14 protein-coding genes are annotated in these 15,288 nt (G+C 59.6%); 8 read left to right on the top strand and 6 right to left on the bottom strand.

What is annotated here, in order from left to right; all coding sequences use genetic code 11:
* Positions 1–20: 20 nt before the first annotated feature.
* The gene (locus tag J6497_RS06855) at positions 21–599 is read right to left on the bottom strand and encodes a hypothetical protein (protein ID WP_225703482.1); all 579 of its coding nucleotides are present in this window, start codon (positions 597–599) and stop codon (positions 21–23) included.
* 731 nt (positions 600–1,330) lie between these two features.
* On the opposite strand from J6497_RS06855, the gene J6497_RS06845 reads away from it, so the two are divergent.
* The 3 genes from J6497_RS06845 (at position 1,331) to J6497_RS06835 (ending at position 4,672) form a co-directional block, all read left to right on the top strand.
* Positions 1,331–2,158, top strand: a complete 828-nt coding sequence (locus J6497_RS06845) for a YqaJ viral recombinase family protein (RefSeq protein ID WP_225703527.1) — start codon at positions 1,331–1,333, stop codon at positions 2,156–2,158.
* Positions 2,145–3,317: an ERF family protein gene (locus tag J6497_RS06840; RefSeq protein WP_225703480.1), complete on the top strand. Its 1,173-nt coding sequence runs from the start codon at positions 2,145–2,147 to the stop codon at positions 3,315–3,317. Before J6497_RS06845 ends, J6497_RS06840 begins: the two co-directional genes overlap by 14 nt.
* An 83-nt stretch (positions 3,318–3,400) precedes the next feature.
* Complete coding sequence (locus tag J6497_RS06835) at positions 3,401–4,672, top strand: DUF2130 domain-containing protein (RefSeq protein WP_225703479.1); 1,272 nt, start codon at positions 3,401–3,403, stop codon at positions 4,670–4,672.
* Positions 4,673–4,786: 114 nt separating this feature from the next.
* Here the strand turns inward: J6497_RS06835 and J6497_RS06830 are convergent, their stop codons facing one another.
* Positions 4,787–5,230, bottom strand: a complete 444-nt coding sequence (locus J6497_RS06830; RefSeq protein ID WP_225703526.1) for a helix-turn-helix domain-containing protein — start codon at positions 5,228–5,230, stop codon at positions 4,787–4,789.
* 625 nt (positions 5,231–5,855) lie between these two features.
* Here J6497_RS06830 and J6497_RS06825 point away from each other — a divergent pair.
* Positions 5,856–6,071 (top strand): hypothetical protein, encoded by a 216-nt coding sequence (locus J6497_RS06825; protein WP_225703478.1) that lies wholly within the window; start codon positions 5,856–5,858, stop codon positions 6,069–6,071.
* Here the strand turns inward: J6497_RS06825 and J6497_RS06820 are convergent.
* The gene (locus tag J6497_RS06820) at positions 6,055–6,840 is read right to left on the bottom strand and encodes an SGNH/GDSL hydrolase family protein (RefSeq protein ID WP_225703477.1); all 786 of its coding nucleotides are present in this window, start codon (positions 6,838–6,840) and stop codon (positions 6,055–6,057) included. The genes J6497_RS06825 and J6497_RS06820 overlap by 17 nt on opposite strands.
* A gap of 620 nt (positions 6,841–7,460) precedes the next feature.
* On the opposite strand from J6497_RS06820, the gene J6497_RS06815 reads away from it, so the two are divergent.
* From J6497_RS06815 to J6497_RS06805, 3 genes are all read left to right on the top strand, one after another.
* Positions 7,461–8,324 carry a YqaJ viral recombinase family protein gene (locus tag J6497_RS06815; protein WP_225703476.1) on the top strand — a complete coding sequence of 288 codons (864 nt, stop codon included), beginning with the start codon at positions 7,461–7,463 and terminating at the stop codon, positions 8,322–8,324.
* Positions 8,308–8,883: an ERF family protein gene (locus J6497_RS06810; protein WP_225703475.1), complete on the top strand. Its 576-nt coding sequence runs from the start codon at positions 8,308–8,310 to the stop codon at positions 8,881–8,883. Before J6497_RS06815 ends, J6497_RS06810 begins: the two co-directional genes overlap by 17 nt.
* Positions 8,884–9,032: 149 nt before the next feature.
* Entirely contained in the window at positions 9,033–9,551 is a 519-nt protein-coding gene (locus J6497_RS06805; RefSeq protein WP_312010233.1) for a D-glycero-alpha-D-manno-heptose-1,7-bisphosphate 7-phosphatase, read from the top strand.
* Positions 9,552–9,563: 12 nt separating this feature from the next.
* Here J6497_RS06805 and J6497_RS06800 read toward each other — a convergent pair whose 3' ends face one another.
* On the bottom strand, positions 9,564–10,226 hold the full coding sequence (locus J6497_RS06800) for an N-acetyltransferase (RefSeq protein ID WP_225703474.1): 663 nt from the start codon (positions 10,224–10,226) through the stop codon (positions 9,564–9,566).
* Between the two features lie 404 nt (positions 10,227–10,630).
* On the opposite strand from J6497_RS06800, the gene J6497_RS06795 reads away from it, so the two are divergent.
* Positions 10,631–12,013 carry an O-antigen ligase family protein gene (locus tag J6497_RS06795; protein ID WP_225703473.1) on the top strand — a complete coding sequence of 461 codons (1,383 nt, stop codon included), beginning with the start codon at positions 10,631–10,633 and terminating at the stop codon, positions 12,011–12,013.
* A gap of 246 nt (positions 12,014–12,259) precedes the next feature.
* Here the strand turns inward: J6497_RS06795 and J6497_RS06790 are convergent, their stop codons facing one another.
* Both J6497_RS06790 and J6497_RS06785 read right to left on the bottom strand, forming a co-directional pair.
* Entirely contained in the window at positions 12,260–12,415 is a 156-nt protein-coding gene (locus tag J6497_RS06790; protein ID WP_225703472.1) for an HAD family hydrolase, read from the bottom strand.
* Positions 12,416–13,794: 1,379 nt separating this feature from the next.
* Positions 13,795–15,207, bottom strand: coding sequence for a mannose-1-phosphate guanylyltransferase/mannose-6-phosphate isomerase (locus J6497_RS06785; RefSeq protein ID WP_225703471.1), 1,413 nt, complete (start codon positions 15,205–15,207; stop codon positions 13,795–13,797).
* Positions 15,208–15,288: the final 81 nt, after the last annotated feature.

Raw genomic sequence — 15,288 nt, 5'->3', positions numbered from 1 at the left:
GATGCGCTCCTACTCCTTACTTACTCACTCCCTTTCGTTGCTTCACGCCGGTCTTCACGCCGCCGACGATGGTCCTCTTTGCTGAGCTTGCGTCGGCCTCGTTCACGCGCGGCGATCATGCGCTCGAACATCTGCAAGGCATCGCTATTGTCCTGGGCCGCCTTGGCGTGAAGCTCTGCTTGGCTGATTCCATACTGGTCCAAGCGCGATCTGACTTCGTTCCTTTCCTTCGGGTCCCGGCTGAAGTATCCGATGGCCTCAGACATCGATGCTTCGAGGATTCTTCCTAGGTCCAGCTCACCGTCCCTAACCTGCTCCAAATAATATGCCACCGCCTTGATCATTCCGCCGCGAATGAGCGCGTTAGAAGCGCGCCTGAAGACTCGCTCCTCCCAGAGCTTGGTGACCAGGTCGTTGACCGCGATCCAATCCGTGACAGTCACGGGTTTGCGCTCCTCGATCACGGCGGCGAGCAAGCCCCGATAGAGATTTGGGTCCTCACCCTCCAGGAAAGGCGGCTCGCAAAACAGGCCTTTGAGCTGATCGGGAATCTTGCTTTCAGCTGTTTCGATGGCGGGTTTTTGGGTTTCCTCTTGCATGTCACTCCCCAACGTTTGGTCGGTCCCCCCCCCCCAACACAGGTGCGCAAAGAGGCTGCTGAAATTCGTCCGCGAACTGCCATCACGTGCACGACCGCCGCCCTCACGGCCCGTCGAGCGCAGGCAAGTCCCGCAACCGCGTGCTTTGCGCCCACGTGTGGCAGCTGTTGGCGAAAAATATCGCCTTTAGCGCCTCCCGACTACATATAGGGACGATATTCGCAGTGTCTACAAATCATAGAAAAAACAATCGGAACCGAACCCAATTTGTTGACCCGGTTCCGTAAACAGCAGTGATACTCAGGAGCGCGCCCAAGTCCCCGCCCATCCACATTGTTTCACTGCGTCCACGCGGAGACTTTGGCGTCACTCCTTCGTCGGTTTGGCTTGACTCGGCTTTCGTAGCCGTACGCCTGCCCCTCCTCCGTTCTCGTCAATGAACTCGACCCCGGCAGCCTCTAAGGCACGGCGAAGGGCGAGGTCGTTGGCGGCTGTCATAGAAGTCTCAGCATCAGTTAGCTCCGCACGGCGAATAGTCGTTAGCCCAACTGAGGACGCGCGCGCGAGATCTTCCGCGCTCCAACGGATCAGAGCACGGCCGGCTCGCAGCTGAGCGCTGGTCAACGGCATTCGTTCACGGCTTGACTTAATCATTCTATATGGTATTTTTCATTCCATAAGGATCTAAAACATCCACAGTGAGTTTTTGGCCGAGTTGGTTGGAGAAAGCCATGAGTCCCCCAAATTACGCAATATCTCCGTCGGATCGCCGCGCCTTCATCGGCGGCTCGGACGCCCGTATTATCATGGGCGATGACGAAATCGCCCTGCTGCGCCTTTGGCGGGAAAAGCGCGGCGAGGTCGAGCCCGAGGATCTATCGACAAACTTGATCGTACAGCTCGGCACGGTGACCGAGCACCTCAACCGGCACTGGTACGAGCGGAATACCAGCCACGTCGTGACCGAGGTGCAGCGGCAGGTATTTCATCCGGTTAAGCGCTGGATGGCGGCCACCCTCGACGGCATGGTTGAGGAGACCGGTGCCGTGTTCGAGGCCAAGTTCATGCTGCCATGGTCGTTCTCCGAGGAAGGGGCCGCCGAGAAACATATGGCGCAGCTACAGCACAATATGTGGGTCACCGCCTCCAGAACAGCGGTGCTGTCGATCATTACCGGTGGCGGCAAATGGATCGAAATGGTCATTCACGCCGATCCGCTGTACCAGCATCTGCTGATCACTGCGGAGAAGAAGTTCTGGCGTTGCGTGCAAAACGGTGAAACCCCTCGCCTATTCGGCGTCGAGCCGCCGCGCCCGCGCTTGGAAGCGGTCCGGGTGGTCGATATGAGCGCCTCCAACTCCTGGGCAGAATTCGCCGCCGTGTACCGCCGAACCAGACCAGCATTCCAGGAGCACGAAGTCGCGAAGGCCGACCTCAAGAAATTGGTGCCAGAAGATGCCAAGGAAGCCGTGGGGCACGGAATTCGGGCCAAGCGGTCGAAAAGCGGTGCAGTCAGTTTCGAACTGATGGACATGGAGGTGGCTGATGCACCGCTCTAGCGAGACCATCGGCGCGATCGCCGCGGCCTTGGCCAAGGCCCAAGGCGAGCTCACCAATCCGGAAAAATCCTTGAGTGCCACCATCCGATCCCCGTTTCCCCGTGAGGGGGATCGGACCTTCCGCTATGCCTCTCTGGCAAGCGGCCTCGATCTCGTCCGCAAGAGCTTGGGCCGGCACGAAATCGCCACGATCCAGACCACGGCCATCGACCAACCCTCCGGGCGAATCCAACTCACCACCCTTCTGGCACATGCCTCCGGCGAATGGATCGCATCGGACTGGCCGGTCTGCGCGGCCAGTGAGATGGTTGCCCCCCATCGCATGGGAGCAGCCCTCACCTACGCGCGCCGTTACGCATTGTTCGCACTGGTGGGCATTGCCGGCGAAGACGACCTCGATGCGCCGGATCTTCTCGCAGAGTCATCTCCCACCACCAAACCACCGGTCGGCGCCGATCACAGCGATCACACCGGTCAGCGTCCGGCTAACGGCACCGTCCACCGGCCACGACACCCAAAGCCGGTGCTTCCATCTGCACAATCCGCCAGCTTGCGCGATGAGTTGCTCGCGGAGATGGCCGACCTCAAAGACGGCGAAGCACTCGCTTTGTGGGCGCATCGACGTCTGCCGGCCAAAAACGCGCTGGCGGCGGATGACGCCCGCATCATCGACAACGCCGCCCAAAGACTTCTGGGGATCTGTCGCGAACCCGAACCCCGTCAAGCGGACGAAGTCCCTACCCCGGCGCTCGCAACGTCACAAACGACAGACGTGGCAATGATGCCTAGGGAATCTAGTGCCCGCCCTGCGAGGATTGCCGCTCGCACAGTGTTGCCTTTGGTAAAGCCGTCCCGGATACGCAATAAAGCCCATCTCGCCTTTGTCGCTTCGCAACCATGCCTGATCTGCCAGCGCACGCCGTGCGACGCGCACCATCTTAAATTTGCACAACCAAAGGCACTAGGCCGCAAGGCGAGTGACGAATTCACCGTCCCGGTATGCCGGGAGCACCATCACGAACTGCATCGGCACGGCAACGAAGCCGCCTGGTGGGCCAACCTTCACATCACTCCTCTCAATATTGCGAAGGAGCTATGGCAAACGAGCCCCATTCATGGCGCTCAGCAGTCGGTTATGGCCAAACTTACTTCTGATTAGCGCGCGGATGTTTTGTCCTTCTACGCAGCGAGCTTCCCGGCAATTTTGATTGCTCGCTGTAGCCTCAGAAATGGAAAACATGAATGAGTGACCCGCAGATCGTTTGTCCAAAGTGCAGCACGCCGATCAAATTGACTGATACCCTGGCAGCACCACTGATCGCGAAAACCCGCAGGCAGTTCGAACAACAATTAGCGCAAAAGGATGCGGACATTGCAAAGCGCGAGGTAAGTTTGCGAAAGTCCCAGAAGGCTCTCGCCAAGGCCCGCGAAGCGATCGACGACGAAGTCGCCAAGAGACTTCAGATCGAACGTGTGTCGATCACGGAATCTGAGCAGAAAAAGGCCCGCGTCGCGCTTGCCGCCGAGCGGAAACAGCGCGATCGGTTGCTGGCGGAGCTTCAGGGCAACCTTGATGCCAACAACGCAAAATTAGCCGAGGCGCAAAAGGCCCACGCAGACGTCCTGCGCAAATCCCGAGAGCTCGACGACGCGAAACGCGCACTCGATCTTTCCGTGCAGAAGAAAGTGCAGGAATCGCTTGCCGCCGTTCGCGACCAGGCCAAGGCCGAGGCTGAGGACAGCCTGAGGGCTAAGCTCTCGGAAAGGGAAGCCCAGATTGCAGGGATGCAGCGTCAGATCGAGGAGTTGAGCCGAAAGGCCGAACAGAAATCCCAGCAGTTGCAGGGTGAGGCGTCAGAACTTGAGCTTCAATCCTTGCTACGCAATCGTTTTCCCCAAGACATGATTGAGCCAGTGCCCAAAGGTGAGTTCGGCGGCGACATCCTTCAACGGGTTCAAGGTCCTGGCGGTCAACTCTGCGGTACCATATTGTGGGAATCCAAACGCACCAAAGCTTGGAGCGATGTCTGGATCACCAAACTGCGGGACGACCAACGCACCGCAAAAGCCGAAATTGCACTGATCGTTTCCACCGTGTTGCCTAAAGGCGTCGAAACGTTCGACCTCATCGACAGCATTTGGGTGACCAGGCTGCGCTTTGCGATCCCGCTTGCGATCGCTTTACGCCAATCGCTGATCGATCTGGCAAGTAGCAAGCGAGCCGCGGACGGCCAGCGAACCAAAATGGAAATGGTTTACCAGTATCTAACCGGACCACGCTTTCGGCATCGTATCGAGGCGATCGTCGAGAAATTCACCGATATGCAAGTTGATCTCGATCGCGAGCGAAAAACGATGATGCGGATGTGGGCCAAGCGCGAGGAGCAGCTGAAAGGCGTACTCGATTCTAGCGCCGGACTGTATGGAGACCTGCAAGGCATCGCCGGACGTGCCATGTCGGAAATTGAGGGCCTTAGCCCACTTATGATCGAGAGCAAATCAAGCGATCAGTGAAATAGGGTAAAATTCGTGGTAAATGTCGGACTCATCTCCTTAGTACACGCAGATTTGCGCATCGCCACAAAGGCGAACCTCTTACTGACTATAGAACCTGCGGTCCTGCGGGGCTTAAGGCAGTGCGGCAAGTAACGCCGCGTTGTTCTTAAGCAGGAGATACCGGTGAGTAGTGTTCAGACCGATGGCGCCGTAAAGCCTGAATTTCAAGTCCTCAAGTTCGATCACGTCCTCCACCTTGGCGGCGAAGTTCTTGTCGCGCGAGACTTTGAAAGTGTTGACCAGATGCGGCTTCAGCCCATGCGCATGCCAGATCCGCTGCGCACTGCTGTAAGAGATGCCAGCAGCCTTCGCCATGCTGCGCACGCTCCAATCGGTCGCATTCGGCGGTTTCTCGTGTAGCGTCATGTGCACCACCTGCTTGATCTTTTCGGACGGCAACGGCTTGACACGAGAGGGTCGCGTCGCGTCCTTCAGAAGTCCGTCCACACCTTTCGCCACATAGCGACGGCGCCAGCGGCGGACTGTCAGCAGGCTCTTGCCAACCGCCGCTGCGATCGCCTCCCGTCAATCCATCGCTCGCCAGCAGCACGATCCGTGCTCGTCAAACCACCTTCTGCGGCGTGTTCCGGTCCCGGACCAGCCGCTCCGATCGTTCGCGATCGGCTGTGCCGACGGCAATCGGCTCGATCTTCCTCATCGGCGCAGACTCGCAGGTTTGCGCCGATTTGTGAATCGTCCGTCAGTGACGGAACACTAGTACAAGCGCAATCCGCCGACTGAATAGATGGCCCCGAAAATAAGGACCGCCATTCCAATCGCTAGCAGCAACATTCGTATGATTTCAGACCGTGAAGTCATGAAGCCCCCAGATTGCGTCAACGGCGCCCGCCCTTATAACTACGCTACCCACGGTACAGGATCAAACTTCCTCGCTGCACTTCCGATCCCACTCAGCCCCTTCCCTCTTACGTTTCTGTTGTCCCGACGGTTGTGGCTTCGCTTTGTCGGGATCAGACTCGAAATGTCGCCCCCCACTCGTTCGAAGGATCCGTTTCTGCGTTGCGTAGGCCGCACGTTCACAGCGCTCGAGCGCAGCCGTTCACCTGATTTCAGATTTGGAGACTGCAACAGTGCGGTGACGAGCCCGTGACGAGCCAATGGGCGGCAAGCCTTCGCCTACATGCTCAAGGAATTCATCAACTATCTGCCGGAGGATCGGGATCTCCGGAAAGACCTTGAGATGGCGCTTGGGAAGTTCAAGGACAGGCAGATCGGGGGGGCCGCGATGAACCCGCTGCTTGTCATGATGCTGCTCAAGCCCAGGAGAGCTGCGGCGACCTGGCCGACCATCGCGAGGCGGCTGCACGGAAGCGCTGGCCTCAGAACGTGGCTTTGACGAACGAAGCTATGACGTCGGCTCTGCGAACTGCACACTCATCGTTTGGATGAGTCCCGTCAAAGGTGAGGGCCTTGTAGTTGTGGATGTTGATGCCGAACGTGCGCCACATGTCTAGGCAGGGAATGTGGTGTCGCTCGGCGATCTGGATCATGGCGTCCACATAGTCCTTCAGGAATAGGCCGATCCCGTTTGGATTGGTGTCGCTGTCCAGCCCCTTTGGATTCAGCCGCCAGGCTGGCGTGATCAGGAACATCCGCAGCTTCGGAAACGCCGCCCAGAGCTTCGATAGCGAATAACTGAGGGCACCGCTGAAGGTTCGACAGTCTGTATCGGAAGCTTCTCCGATCGGGCAGTCATAGGCATAATCGTTCGGCCCGTACTCGAGGCCCAGGAGGCTCAGCTTGGAGAAGTCCGCGGTCGCGAGGTGCGAGATGTTGGTTTTGATTGTCGGATCGGTTTCGGCTTCCTGGCGCGACCAGTCGCCGGATATCACCGCGTCCACCACAGCGAACAGGGATCGGTGATCCCTGCCGGCAACGGTATGATGGCCAACCCAAGCGCCGGCAATCCCGCCGTTTATGCCGACCATGCCAAGCTGATCGCCAACGAGCGCAGGAGTCCTTCCGGCCTTCGGCGTAACGCCGGCCGTGATGCTGGTGCCCATCTGAAGGTATGTCCCGCGCCAATGAGCGCGCGTGGTGAAATAGGTGCCAACCGCACCCGCTGCCGCAACCCCCAGCGACAGCAGAACTTCCCGCCTGTTCATTCCCAGAACTACTTCGCTCGACGCAAAACGCGTCGCGCGTCCTCTTGCCCAACTGATCGCCTATCAAAAAGGCAACCTGCGATCAATCCCGTAAATTGCCGGATTCCGGCACGCCCACGAGTGCGGTGACGAGCCCGTGACGAGCCGGCCTTAGCTCAAGCTTCAGGTGCATGATATCCGGCAGATCAATTTTAGGCACCTTTCAATCTGCGCCCGACAAACCGCGCGAGCGAGCCTCTCTACTGCCGGGCCTTCGCCTGGAATTGGCCGCGACAGGCCATGACGAAGGGCGTTTTGACGCGACCTTGCCTTTCCACTCGCAGCTTGGGCCCCGTGCTTTGCTTGACGTTCTTCATTGACTTCGATTTGTCGTTTTGACGCCACCACACCCGCCTCCGTCACCCGTTTTCGCCAACCTGCCTGGGTGACGGCCGAACCTTCAAGGGACGGCGGCGCGCAAAAGAGCAACAATCTTGCTGCAGAAAGGACTGGCATTCTACGCCAACGGAGCGTTACTGAGTCGGCCGGGCGCGTAGCCACCCCGGTATCTCACCTCGCAGGCGCGGGGCTTAAGGCAGTGCGGCAGGTAGTGCCGCGCCAGTCTTTAAGTGGAGATACCGGTGAGTAGCGTACAAACCGATGGCGCCGATGCGCCACAAATCCGAATCGTCAAGTTCAACCCGGTCGATCGCCGCCATTTCATCGGCGGCTCGGATGCCCGCGTCATCCTGGGCAATGACGAAGCCGACCTCGTTCGTCTCTGGCGCGAGAAGCGCGGCGAGATCGAGCCGCAAGACTTTTCCGACAACCTCGTCGTCCAGCTCGGCACGGTGACCGAAGCATTGAACCGGACCTGGTATCAGCGCTCAACCGGCCAGACCGTCAAGGACGTCCAGAAGCGGATGCGCCATCCCGTTCACAAATGGATGGCGGCAACGCTGGACGGCATCGTCGAGGAGACCGGCGCGGTGTTTGAGGCCAAGTTCATGCTGCCCTGGAGCTTCACCGAAGAGGCGGCGGCCGAGAAGCACATGGCGCAGCTGCAGCACAACATGTGGGTGCTGGCCGCGCGCTCCGCCGTGCTGTCCATTATCACGGGCGGCGGCAAGTGGGTTGAAATCAAGCTCCATGCCGATCCGCTCTACCAACACCTGCTTTTGACGGCCGAGAAGAAGTTCTGGCGCTGCGTGCAGACCGGTGAGCCGCCTCGCCTGTTCGGGATCGAAGCGCCGCGTCCGCGGCTGGAAGCGGTCAAGGTCGTGGACATGGCATCATCCGATCTATGGGCTGAGCTTGCGGCAACTTACCTCAGAACCCGCGACTCCCATGCAGAGCACGAGACCGCGAAGGCAGAACTGAAGAAGCTCGTACCCGAGGACGCCAAAGAGGCAAGCGGACACGGCATCCGGGCAAAGCGATCGAAATCCGGCGCCATCAGCTTTGATGCCACCCAGACGGAGAGCACCGATGCACCGGTCCAGTGAGCGCATCGGCGCGATTGCGGCCGCCCTTGCAAGGGCGCAGGCGGAGCTGACCAATCCTGAAAAGACGCTGATTGCCACCCTCCGTTCGCCGTTTCCACGCGAGGAAGACCGCTCATTCCGTTATGCCTCGCTCGCGAGCGGGCTCGACATCGTGCGCGAGGCCCTAAGCCAGCAGGAGATCGCGGCCATCCAAACCACCCGGATCGAGCCGAGCACGGCACAGGTGCATCTGACCACCCTGCTTGCCCATTCCTCGGGCGAATGGATTTCGTCCGACTGGCCGGTCTGCGCCGCCAAGGATACCGAGGCTCCTCACCGGATGGGAACGGCGCTGACCTATGCCCGCCGCTATGCCCTGTTCGCCCTCGTCGGGATCGCCGGGGAGGACGATCTGGGATGCGCCCGACACCCTGGTCGGCTCAGCGCCCAACCGAGTCCCGGCCCGGCAACGGCACCGGTGGCAACCAGGGAAAAGGCGTTCTGTCGCGTCCCTCAACGCTCAGCGCACAAAAATCGGCCAAGCTGCACGACGAAATGCTTGGTAAGGTCAACTCTCTGAGTGCCGAAAACGACCTCTCGTGTGGGCCAAGAACGGCCTTCTCCGTAAGAATACCCTGCTCGAGGCTCCATCGCCGGCAGACAGCCTAAGTGCTATTCTGCTGCCTTCAAAACCGATGCGGCAACGTCAACCTGCGACAATGGAACAATGTGGTGATTGAGAGGCCAGCAGTTTTCTTTGATCGCGACGGTGTCCTCAATGAGGATGCTGGGTACGTGTTTGAGATCGCCAAACTGCGATGGATAAAGGGGGCGCGCGAGGCGATAAAGATCGTCAACGATGCCGGATACTTTGCCTTCGTGGTCACCAATCAGTCAGGTGTAGCCAGAGGGCTGTATGAAGAAGCCCACGTCAATGCGCTACATGATTGGATGGCGGCAGAGCTGGCAAAGGCTGGGGCTCATATAGACGCATTTGAGTATTGCCCTTATCACCCCGAAGCCACACTAGAGAAGTACCGCCAAATAAGTGAGAGACGCAAACCAGGCGCGGGTATGATCACCGATCTCTTGAAGCGCTTTCCGGTGGATGTCTCTCGCAGCATTCTGGTCGGCGACAGTCCAACTGATCTCGAGGCAGCTCGCTCCGCGGGAACAACAGGGCACCTATTTAGGGGAGGCAACCTCGCACAATTCTTGGCGCCACTGTTGGACTTCGATCAACACTAAGTGGCTCAAGCCTCACCGGACTTCCATCCGTACCAATCGTTGTCCGGGCTCGTACTTGAGAATATCCTTGGGACCTGGATACCGTACAAGCTCTGCACCATTCAAGACGTAGAGATCGTCTGTCTGCTCGCAGCGCCATTCGCCGCGGCCGGACAACGGCAGATCGATCTTTTCGCCGAACGCACTCACCCAGCCGACTTGGCGCGCAGGCGTTCCCACCATCATGGACCAGTCCTTCGAACTCTTGGTCAGCGTGGCACCCGCGGCGAGGAAGGTACCGACGCCGCAGGTAATGTCGGGCACCACCGTGGAATTCGCTCCCAAGGTCGTCCCGGTTTTCACCAACGTCTTCTTGAACACCGCGTGGCGGTTGATCGCGGCACGGGGAAAGGAGATATGGGTGAACACCATATAGGGCGCGCAAAATACGAAGTCCTCGAGCTCGACATGGGAGAAGATCGAGACCGAATTGCCAAGCCGGCACGCGTTACCGACGATGGCGTTGCGCTCGACATAGGTGTTCTGGCCGAGGCTGCAGTTCTCACCGATCACCGCGCCCGGCGCGACGTGCGAAAAGTACCAGACCTTCGTGAAGTCACCGACCTTCGCCCCCTCCTCGACCACCGCGGTCGGGTGAATAAACGGTGCCGACCCCTCTTCTTGCGTCGTTTTCATCCAGGATGCTTACCCCCTCGTTTTGCACTCTAACGCACCATCCGAGCGACGCTACTTGCCAAGTGCCCCGCCCGCTACCGATTGGGTCGTATATTAGGAAAAAGCTCGGCCAATCAAGGTGAAATGCTGTGGTTCCACGCGAGGAGGCTCCAAATCCATATGAGAAAAGCATCAAGACGGTTCTGCCGCTGGCGCTCCTTTCTTGTTGTCGAGTCGTCATCGCTCAACCATCCGTTGCGGGTAGGTGTTCGCGAGAGCGAGCGCGCGCAAATCCGAATGCACCCCGCTTGGAGCGACCAACCCGCGGATGCCGCATATTTGTACGATTCTCACTCGGAAAGGATTGTTCACTGGACGGCCGCAGTGCTAGTCGATCGCGGTGATCGGCTGGGGGAAGCGCGTCCATGTTCCGGGCCATGCGCCTGTTTTTGGAGCGGCGAATCGATTTTGCTTGGCAGCAATGCGCGCTGCTTCTATTCGCCATCCTGTTTGCCGCCAGTCCACTCGCAGTTCTAGCGCACGGATGGTTCGCGACCGGCTCGTGGTTCACCGGCTTTCTGATGGTCGGATCGACGGCAGCTCTGCTCGCGCTCGGGCGATGGCGTGAGTTCGAGATCGATGCGCGCGATGCAATCTTTTGCTGCCTGCTGCTGGCGATAGGCATTTCTCTGGCGTTGAATGGAATCGGTCCTGATCGGAAGGAATTCTTCCTCCTGACGCTCACGCTCGCCGCGTACCCGGCGGCGCGGCTGTGTCCGGCGAAAGTGCTGTCGGGCAGCTTCATCCTCCTCATCGCAACGGTCGTTGTGGCAGGTACGCTGGTAACGATTCCTTCGCTGATCGAGCAATGGAGTGATCCAAACCACCCGAAGCTAGTGGTGTTCGGTCTCTATGATGCGGCCCCGGCGCAGTTCACGATGCTGTTAGGTTTTCTGCTGCTGTCTGTGACTGCCCGGCAGCTGACTGGGCGCGGAGCAGTCCTCGTCGCTGGGCTGTCGGCGGTGCCCGCCTTCGTCTTCGCAGCGTGCCAGGTGAGGTTTACGTTCGTCGCGATTGCCGCAGCGATGCTGGTCGCAATCGGCATTGCAAACCAGGCGCGACAGCGCCTCTACATTCTACTGATTCTGGGAGCCGTCTTGGCGGCGGGCTTCGCAGGCAGCGCGGCGCGTTGGGGAACAAGTAAGCTGTTCGTTCATCTTGCTATCGAGAGCACAACTTCCTTGGACGCGGGATGCGCGGCGGTCGACCTCCGAAACTCGATCGACATTCGTAAGCAGCTCTATGTCGATGCGCTCCGGCTGCTGGCCAGGGGCGACTTATTCGGTATCGGCTTTGAGCGCTTCCCAACCATGTCTTGCATTCGAGGGACGCAGGTCCATAGCGCGCCGCTGCAGGTCGCCGTCGAATTCGGTCCGCTCGCCGGCGCGTTGTTTGTGATCCTAATTGCGAAATGTGTCGGTGTCCGGATGTATTGGCTCGGACGGATCAACCCGGAGGCCCGGTTCGTCCTCGCAGGCGTCGCCTTCGCCACCATTCTGAGCCTGGCGCACGGACGGATCAGCCGCGAGATCCCCTTATTCCTGCTGTTGGGCTACGCCGCTGCCGTGAGCAGCCGCGGCCATCTCTTTGCGATGGAATGGATGCGAGACAGTCTCAAAGGCTGTTCGATGCCTTCAGATCCATGGAGTTTTGACGTATCCGGTCCGGCGGCGCCCGTAGGTCTAGCCGAGTTTGAAGAACCCGCTTTGCCTGTTGGGCGCGTCGGAGAGCACAGCGATTTGCGATGACGTGTTCGTGTGGACCTAGGGCAATGCGTCGGCTCGCTGAAGGGCCAAGCTTTCGTTCGCAGCAATCGGCGGACAAATCTGCGAGATTGCCGCTCTTGAACAGATGTCCTCGTATTCGTGCGGCGGCTGCCTCTAGATCGTGCGGTTTGCCGCCGATCAGAATGCATGCCTCTCTTCGCGCCGGCCAAGTTCTGAAACAGTCCAGAATCATTCCAGGCACTGGTTTGCGCAATCCCTGGCCCGCCGTCACTGCTCGACGATCCCGCCCTCGTGATAGGGGCAATATTGAAACTCGTCTATATGAGCGCCCATCTTGGCCAGTTCGCTATTCATCCAGCCGTGCAATCGACGAACGGCATCAATCCCATAATAGCCGCGCGCGACGCCGGCCTGCTTCGTCACAACGAAGGGCAGATAGCCCAGATCATTGCAGAGCTTGATCGCTTCCGGTGCGCCGGCGGTCCACTCGAAGTCCTAGATCCTATGCACGTAGTTCTTGTCGACGTTAAGCACGCCATCGCGGTCGAAAAAGACCGCCGGCCGACTTGTTCAGATCTACTGGCCCCCCGCTGCCGATCGAGAGTCGGCCGGCTTCAATGAGCAAAGTCCGGCGGCGTTCATGTAGGCACCTTGCTTCCACAAGGTTACTCTGGTGGTTTCAGCTTCCTATCAGCTTTGTAGCAATCGGAACACCATCCTCAAGATACATGTTGGCTGGTTCGGGCGGACACTAAGCTGTCCAGGATGAATCCGACGTCCCGCGTGAACGTCCGGAAGAGAGACCGGCACGAGATCGCAAATGGGAAAGCATATCAAAATAGAATCATGGCGTTGTCTTTTGGCGCCCGAGGCTTTCCCATGCCTCGTTGTTGTCGGTGGCGTGCTACGACAGGGGTCCGAAGTCAGACGAAGCATCTTAGGTCCCCGCTTGAGGCCGGCAGGCCATTTTCCGGAATTCGCCCCATCTACGATAGTGACCTGCCAGTTCAAGGGGAGGATCCTTTAGATGAACTTAGGCATCCGAGCGACAACGCGGACGGGACCCATGGCCGTTATTAATCTTCTTGTCTCTGCTTGTGCGAGTACCGACCGAGCCACACTGAGCTCGACAGCTCGATCAGGCGCGCCCTGGGCCCAGAACCTCAATGAGCCGCCCCCAAGTCGAGAGCCCCCAAGCGATGCAGCCGCACGGCTAAGAGCGGAGTTAAATGCTACGCGCGAAGGAAGATCGCGCTAGCCCAGTGGGACCCAGAGGCTAGCGCGCATGTATGGTGTGGCGGGTCGCAATCCACACCCACGCGCCCGACGGATTGGGATCAGTGCGGCCGTCCCTCACGCGGTGATCAAGACCTTCAACGTTGCCGCGTCGAGGGTGCCGGTGATCGGCATCCGAGCCCGATCGCAAACTCGATTAGATCGCCCCGTCGCCTGCCGACCCGTCCGGACTCCGCTCCTCACTACGGAACCATTCTCACTAAGAAGCCAATTGATTGTTCGCTGGCATCTTTCGCGTCGGGGCGACAATCGCCGCCATCGCACAACAACGAGCGCGAAACGCCATATCGCCCCCACCGTCGCCTAACCTGGGCGAGGCGCCTGTAAGCTCTCCAGGACGATCTTGAGCTTCTCATCCCTGACGAGCTACAGCGCCGGCCCGTCCGCCACTCAAGCCGGGCACTGCACTTATCACTGTCCATAGGTACAATTCTCAATTCGTCAGCAACCGATATTCTAGATCGCCGCCGATGTTGTTCAGCAACTCTCCGGTCGGATGGCGGCAATCAGGTGCGCTGATAATCGTCCTCGATGCGGATGATATCGTCCTCGCCGAGATAGCTGCCGGTCTGCACCTCGATCAATTCCAGCAGGATCTTGCCCGGGTTCTCCAGCCGATGCACCGCGCCGATCGGGATGTAGATCGATTCGTTCTCGTGCACGGTCGTCACCGTTTCGTTGACGGTGACGCGTGCGGCGCCTCGCACCACGATCCAGTGCTCGGAACGATGGTGATGCTTCTGCAGCGACAGCCGCTCGCCCGGCTTGACGATGATGCGCTTGACCTGATGGCGTTCGCCATTGTCGACCGATTGGTACGAGCCCCAGGGCCGATGCACCTTGATATGGTTCTCGGTGACCTCAGGCGTCACCGTCTTGAGTTTCGCCACCAGCCGCTTCAGGCCGTTGGCGTCCTTCTGCCGCGACACCAGGATGGCATCCTGCGTCGCCACCACCACGAGATCGTCGACGCCTTCGAGCGCGACCAGCGCGCGGTCGGTCGAGACATTGCAGTTGCGGGAATCCTCGAACACCGCAGCGCCTCGTGCGGCATTGCCCTGCCCGTCCTTCTCGGACAATTCCCACACCGCATGCCAGGAGCCGACATCCGACCAGCCGCACGACACCGGCACCACGGCCGCGCGCGCGGTCTTTTCCATCACCGCATAATCGATCGAGATCGCTTTCGCCGATCCGAACGCGTCTGCATCGAGCTTGACGAAGCCGAGATCGCGCTGAGCATTCGTCACCGCCTCGGTCACCGCCTGCACGCTGGCGGTATCGAAGTTGCGGTATTCGTCAAGCAGCACGGCAGCGCGGAACATGAAGTTGCCGCTGTTCCAGAGATAGCCCGACTTGATGTAGTCGGCCGCGGTTGCGGCATCCGGCTTCTCGACGAATTTTGCGACCGCGCGCACCTGCCCCGAAATGCTATCGCCGGGGCTGATATAGCCGTATTCGGTGGCCGGGCGTTCGGGATTGATGCCAAAGGTGACGATGCGGCCTGCTTTGGCGGCAGCCAGTCCCTCGCGACAGGCGGCGACGAAGGCTTCGGTGTCGCCGACCACGTGATCGGCGGCGAGCGCCAGCACGATCGCTTCCCTGTCGCGCACTTGCGCAAAGGCGGCGCCGGCTGCGATCGCCGGCCCGGAGTCGCGCCGGGCGGGCTCGAGCAACACGTCCGCCTCGCGCCCGATGCCGGCCAGTTGCTCCAGCACCATGAAGCGATAGGCGTTGTTGGTGATGACGATCGGCCGCTCGAACAGCGCCGGATCCGACACCCTGAGCAGCGTCTCCTGGAAGGTCGAGCGCGCGCCGAACAACGGCAGGAACTGCTTCGGATGGACCTCGCGCGACGCCGGCCACAGCCGGGTGCCCGCCCCGCCGCACATGATCAAAGGGATGATGCGTTCACTCATGAGACCTCGCCTGCTGCAGCTTATGATAGTCGCCCGAATTGTATTGAATGTGCGATCGCTTCCAATGTCTGCGCCATCGCA

This window comes from Bradyrhizobium cenepequi, assembly GCF_020329485.1.
In the GTDB taxonomy this organism is placed as follows: Bacteria; Pseudomonadota; Alphaproteobacteria; order Rhizobiales; family Xanthobacteraceae; genus Bradyrhizobium; species Bradyrhizobium cenepequi.
This window is presented reverse-complemented; position numbering and strand designations above follow the sequence as displayed.

What these genes read in the sequence shown, in the direction of transcription:
- J6497_RS06810 (WP_225703475.1), top strand. Translation starts at nt 8,308, where the DNA reads ATGCACCGGTCCAGTGAGCGCATCGGCGCGATTGCGGCCGCCCTTGCA.
- J6497_RS06855 (WP_225703482.1), bottom strand. Translation starts at nt 599, where the DNA reads ATGCAAGAGGAAACCCAAAAACCCGCCATCGAAACAGCTGAAAGCAAG.
- J6497_RS06800 (WP_225703474.1), bottom strand. Translation starts at nt 10,226, where the DNA reads ATGAAAACGACGCAAGAAGAGGGGTCGGCACCGTTTATTCACCCGACC.
- J6497_RS06820 (WP_225703477.1), bottom strand. Translation starts at nt 6,840, where the DNA reads ATGAACAGGCGGGAAGTTCTGCTGTCGCTGGGGGTTGCGGCAGCGGGT.
- J6497_RS06785 (WP_225703471.1), bottom strand. Translation starts at nt 15,207, where the DNA reads ATGAGTGAACGCATCATCCCTTTGATCATGTGCGGCGGGGCGGGCACC.
- J6497_RS06795 (WP_225703473.1), top strand. Translation starts at nt 10,631, where the DNA reads ATGTTCCGGGCCATGCGCCTGTTTTTGGAGCGGCGAATCGATTTTGCT.
- J6497_RS06845 (WP_225703527.1), top strand. Translation starts at nt 1,331, where the DNA reads ATGAGTCCCCCAAATTACGCAATATCTCCGTCGGATCGCCGCGCCTTC.
- J6497_RS06825 (WP_225703478.1), top strand. Translation starts at nt 5,856, where the DNA reads ATGCTCAAGGAATTCATCAACTATCTGCCGGAGGATCGGGATCTCCGG.
- J6497_RS06835 (WP_225703479.1), top strand. Translation starts at nt 3,401, where the DNA reads ATGAGTGACCCGCAGATCGTTTGTCCAAAGTGCAGCACGCCGATCAAA.
- J6497_RS06840 (WP_225703480.1), top strand. Translation starts at nt 2,145, where the DNA reads ATGCACCGCTCTAGCGAGACCATCGGCGCGATCGCCGCGGCCTTGGCC.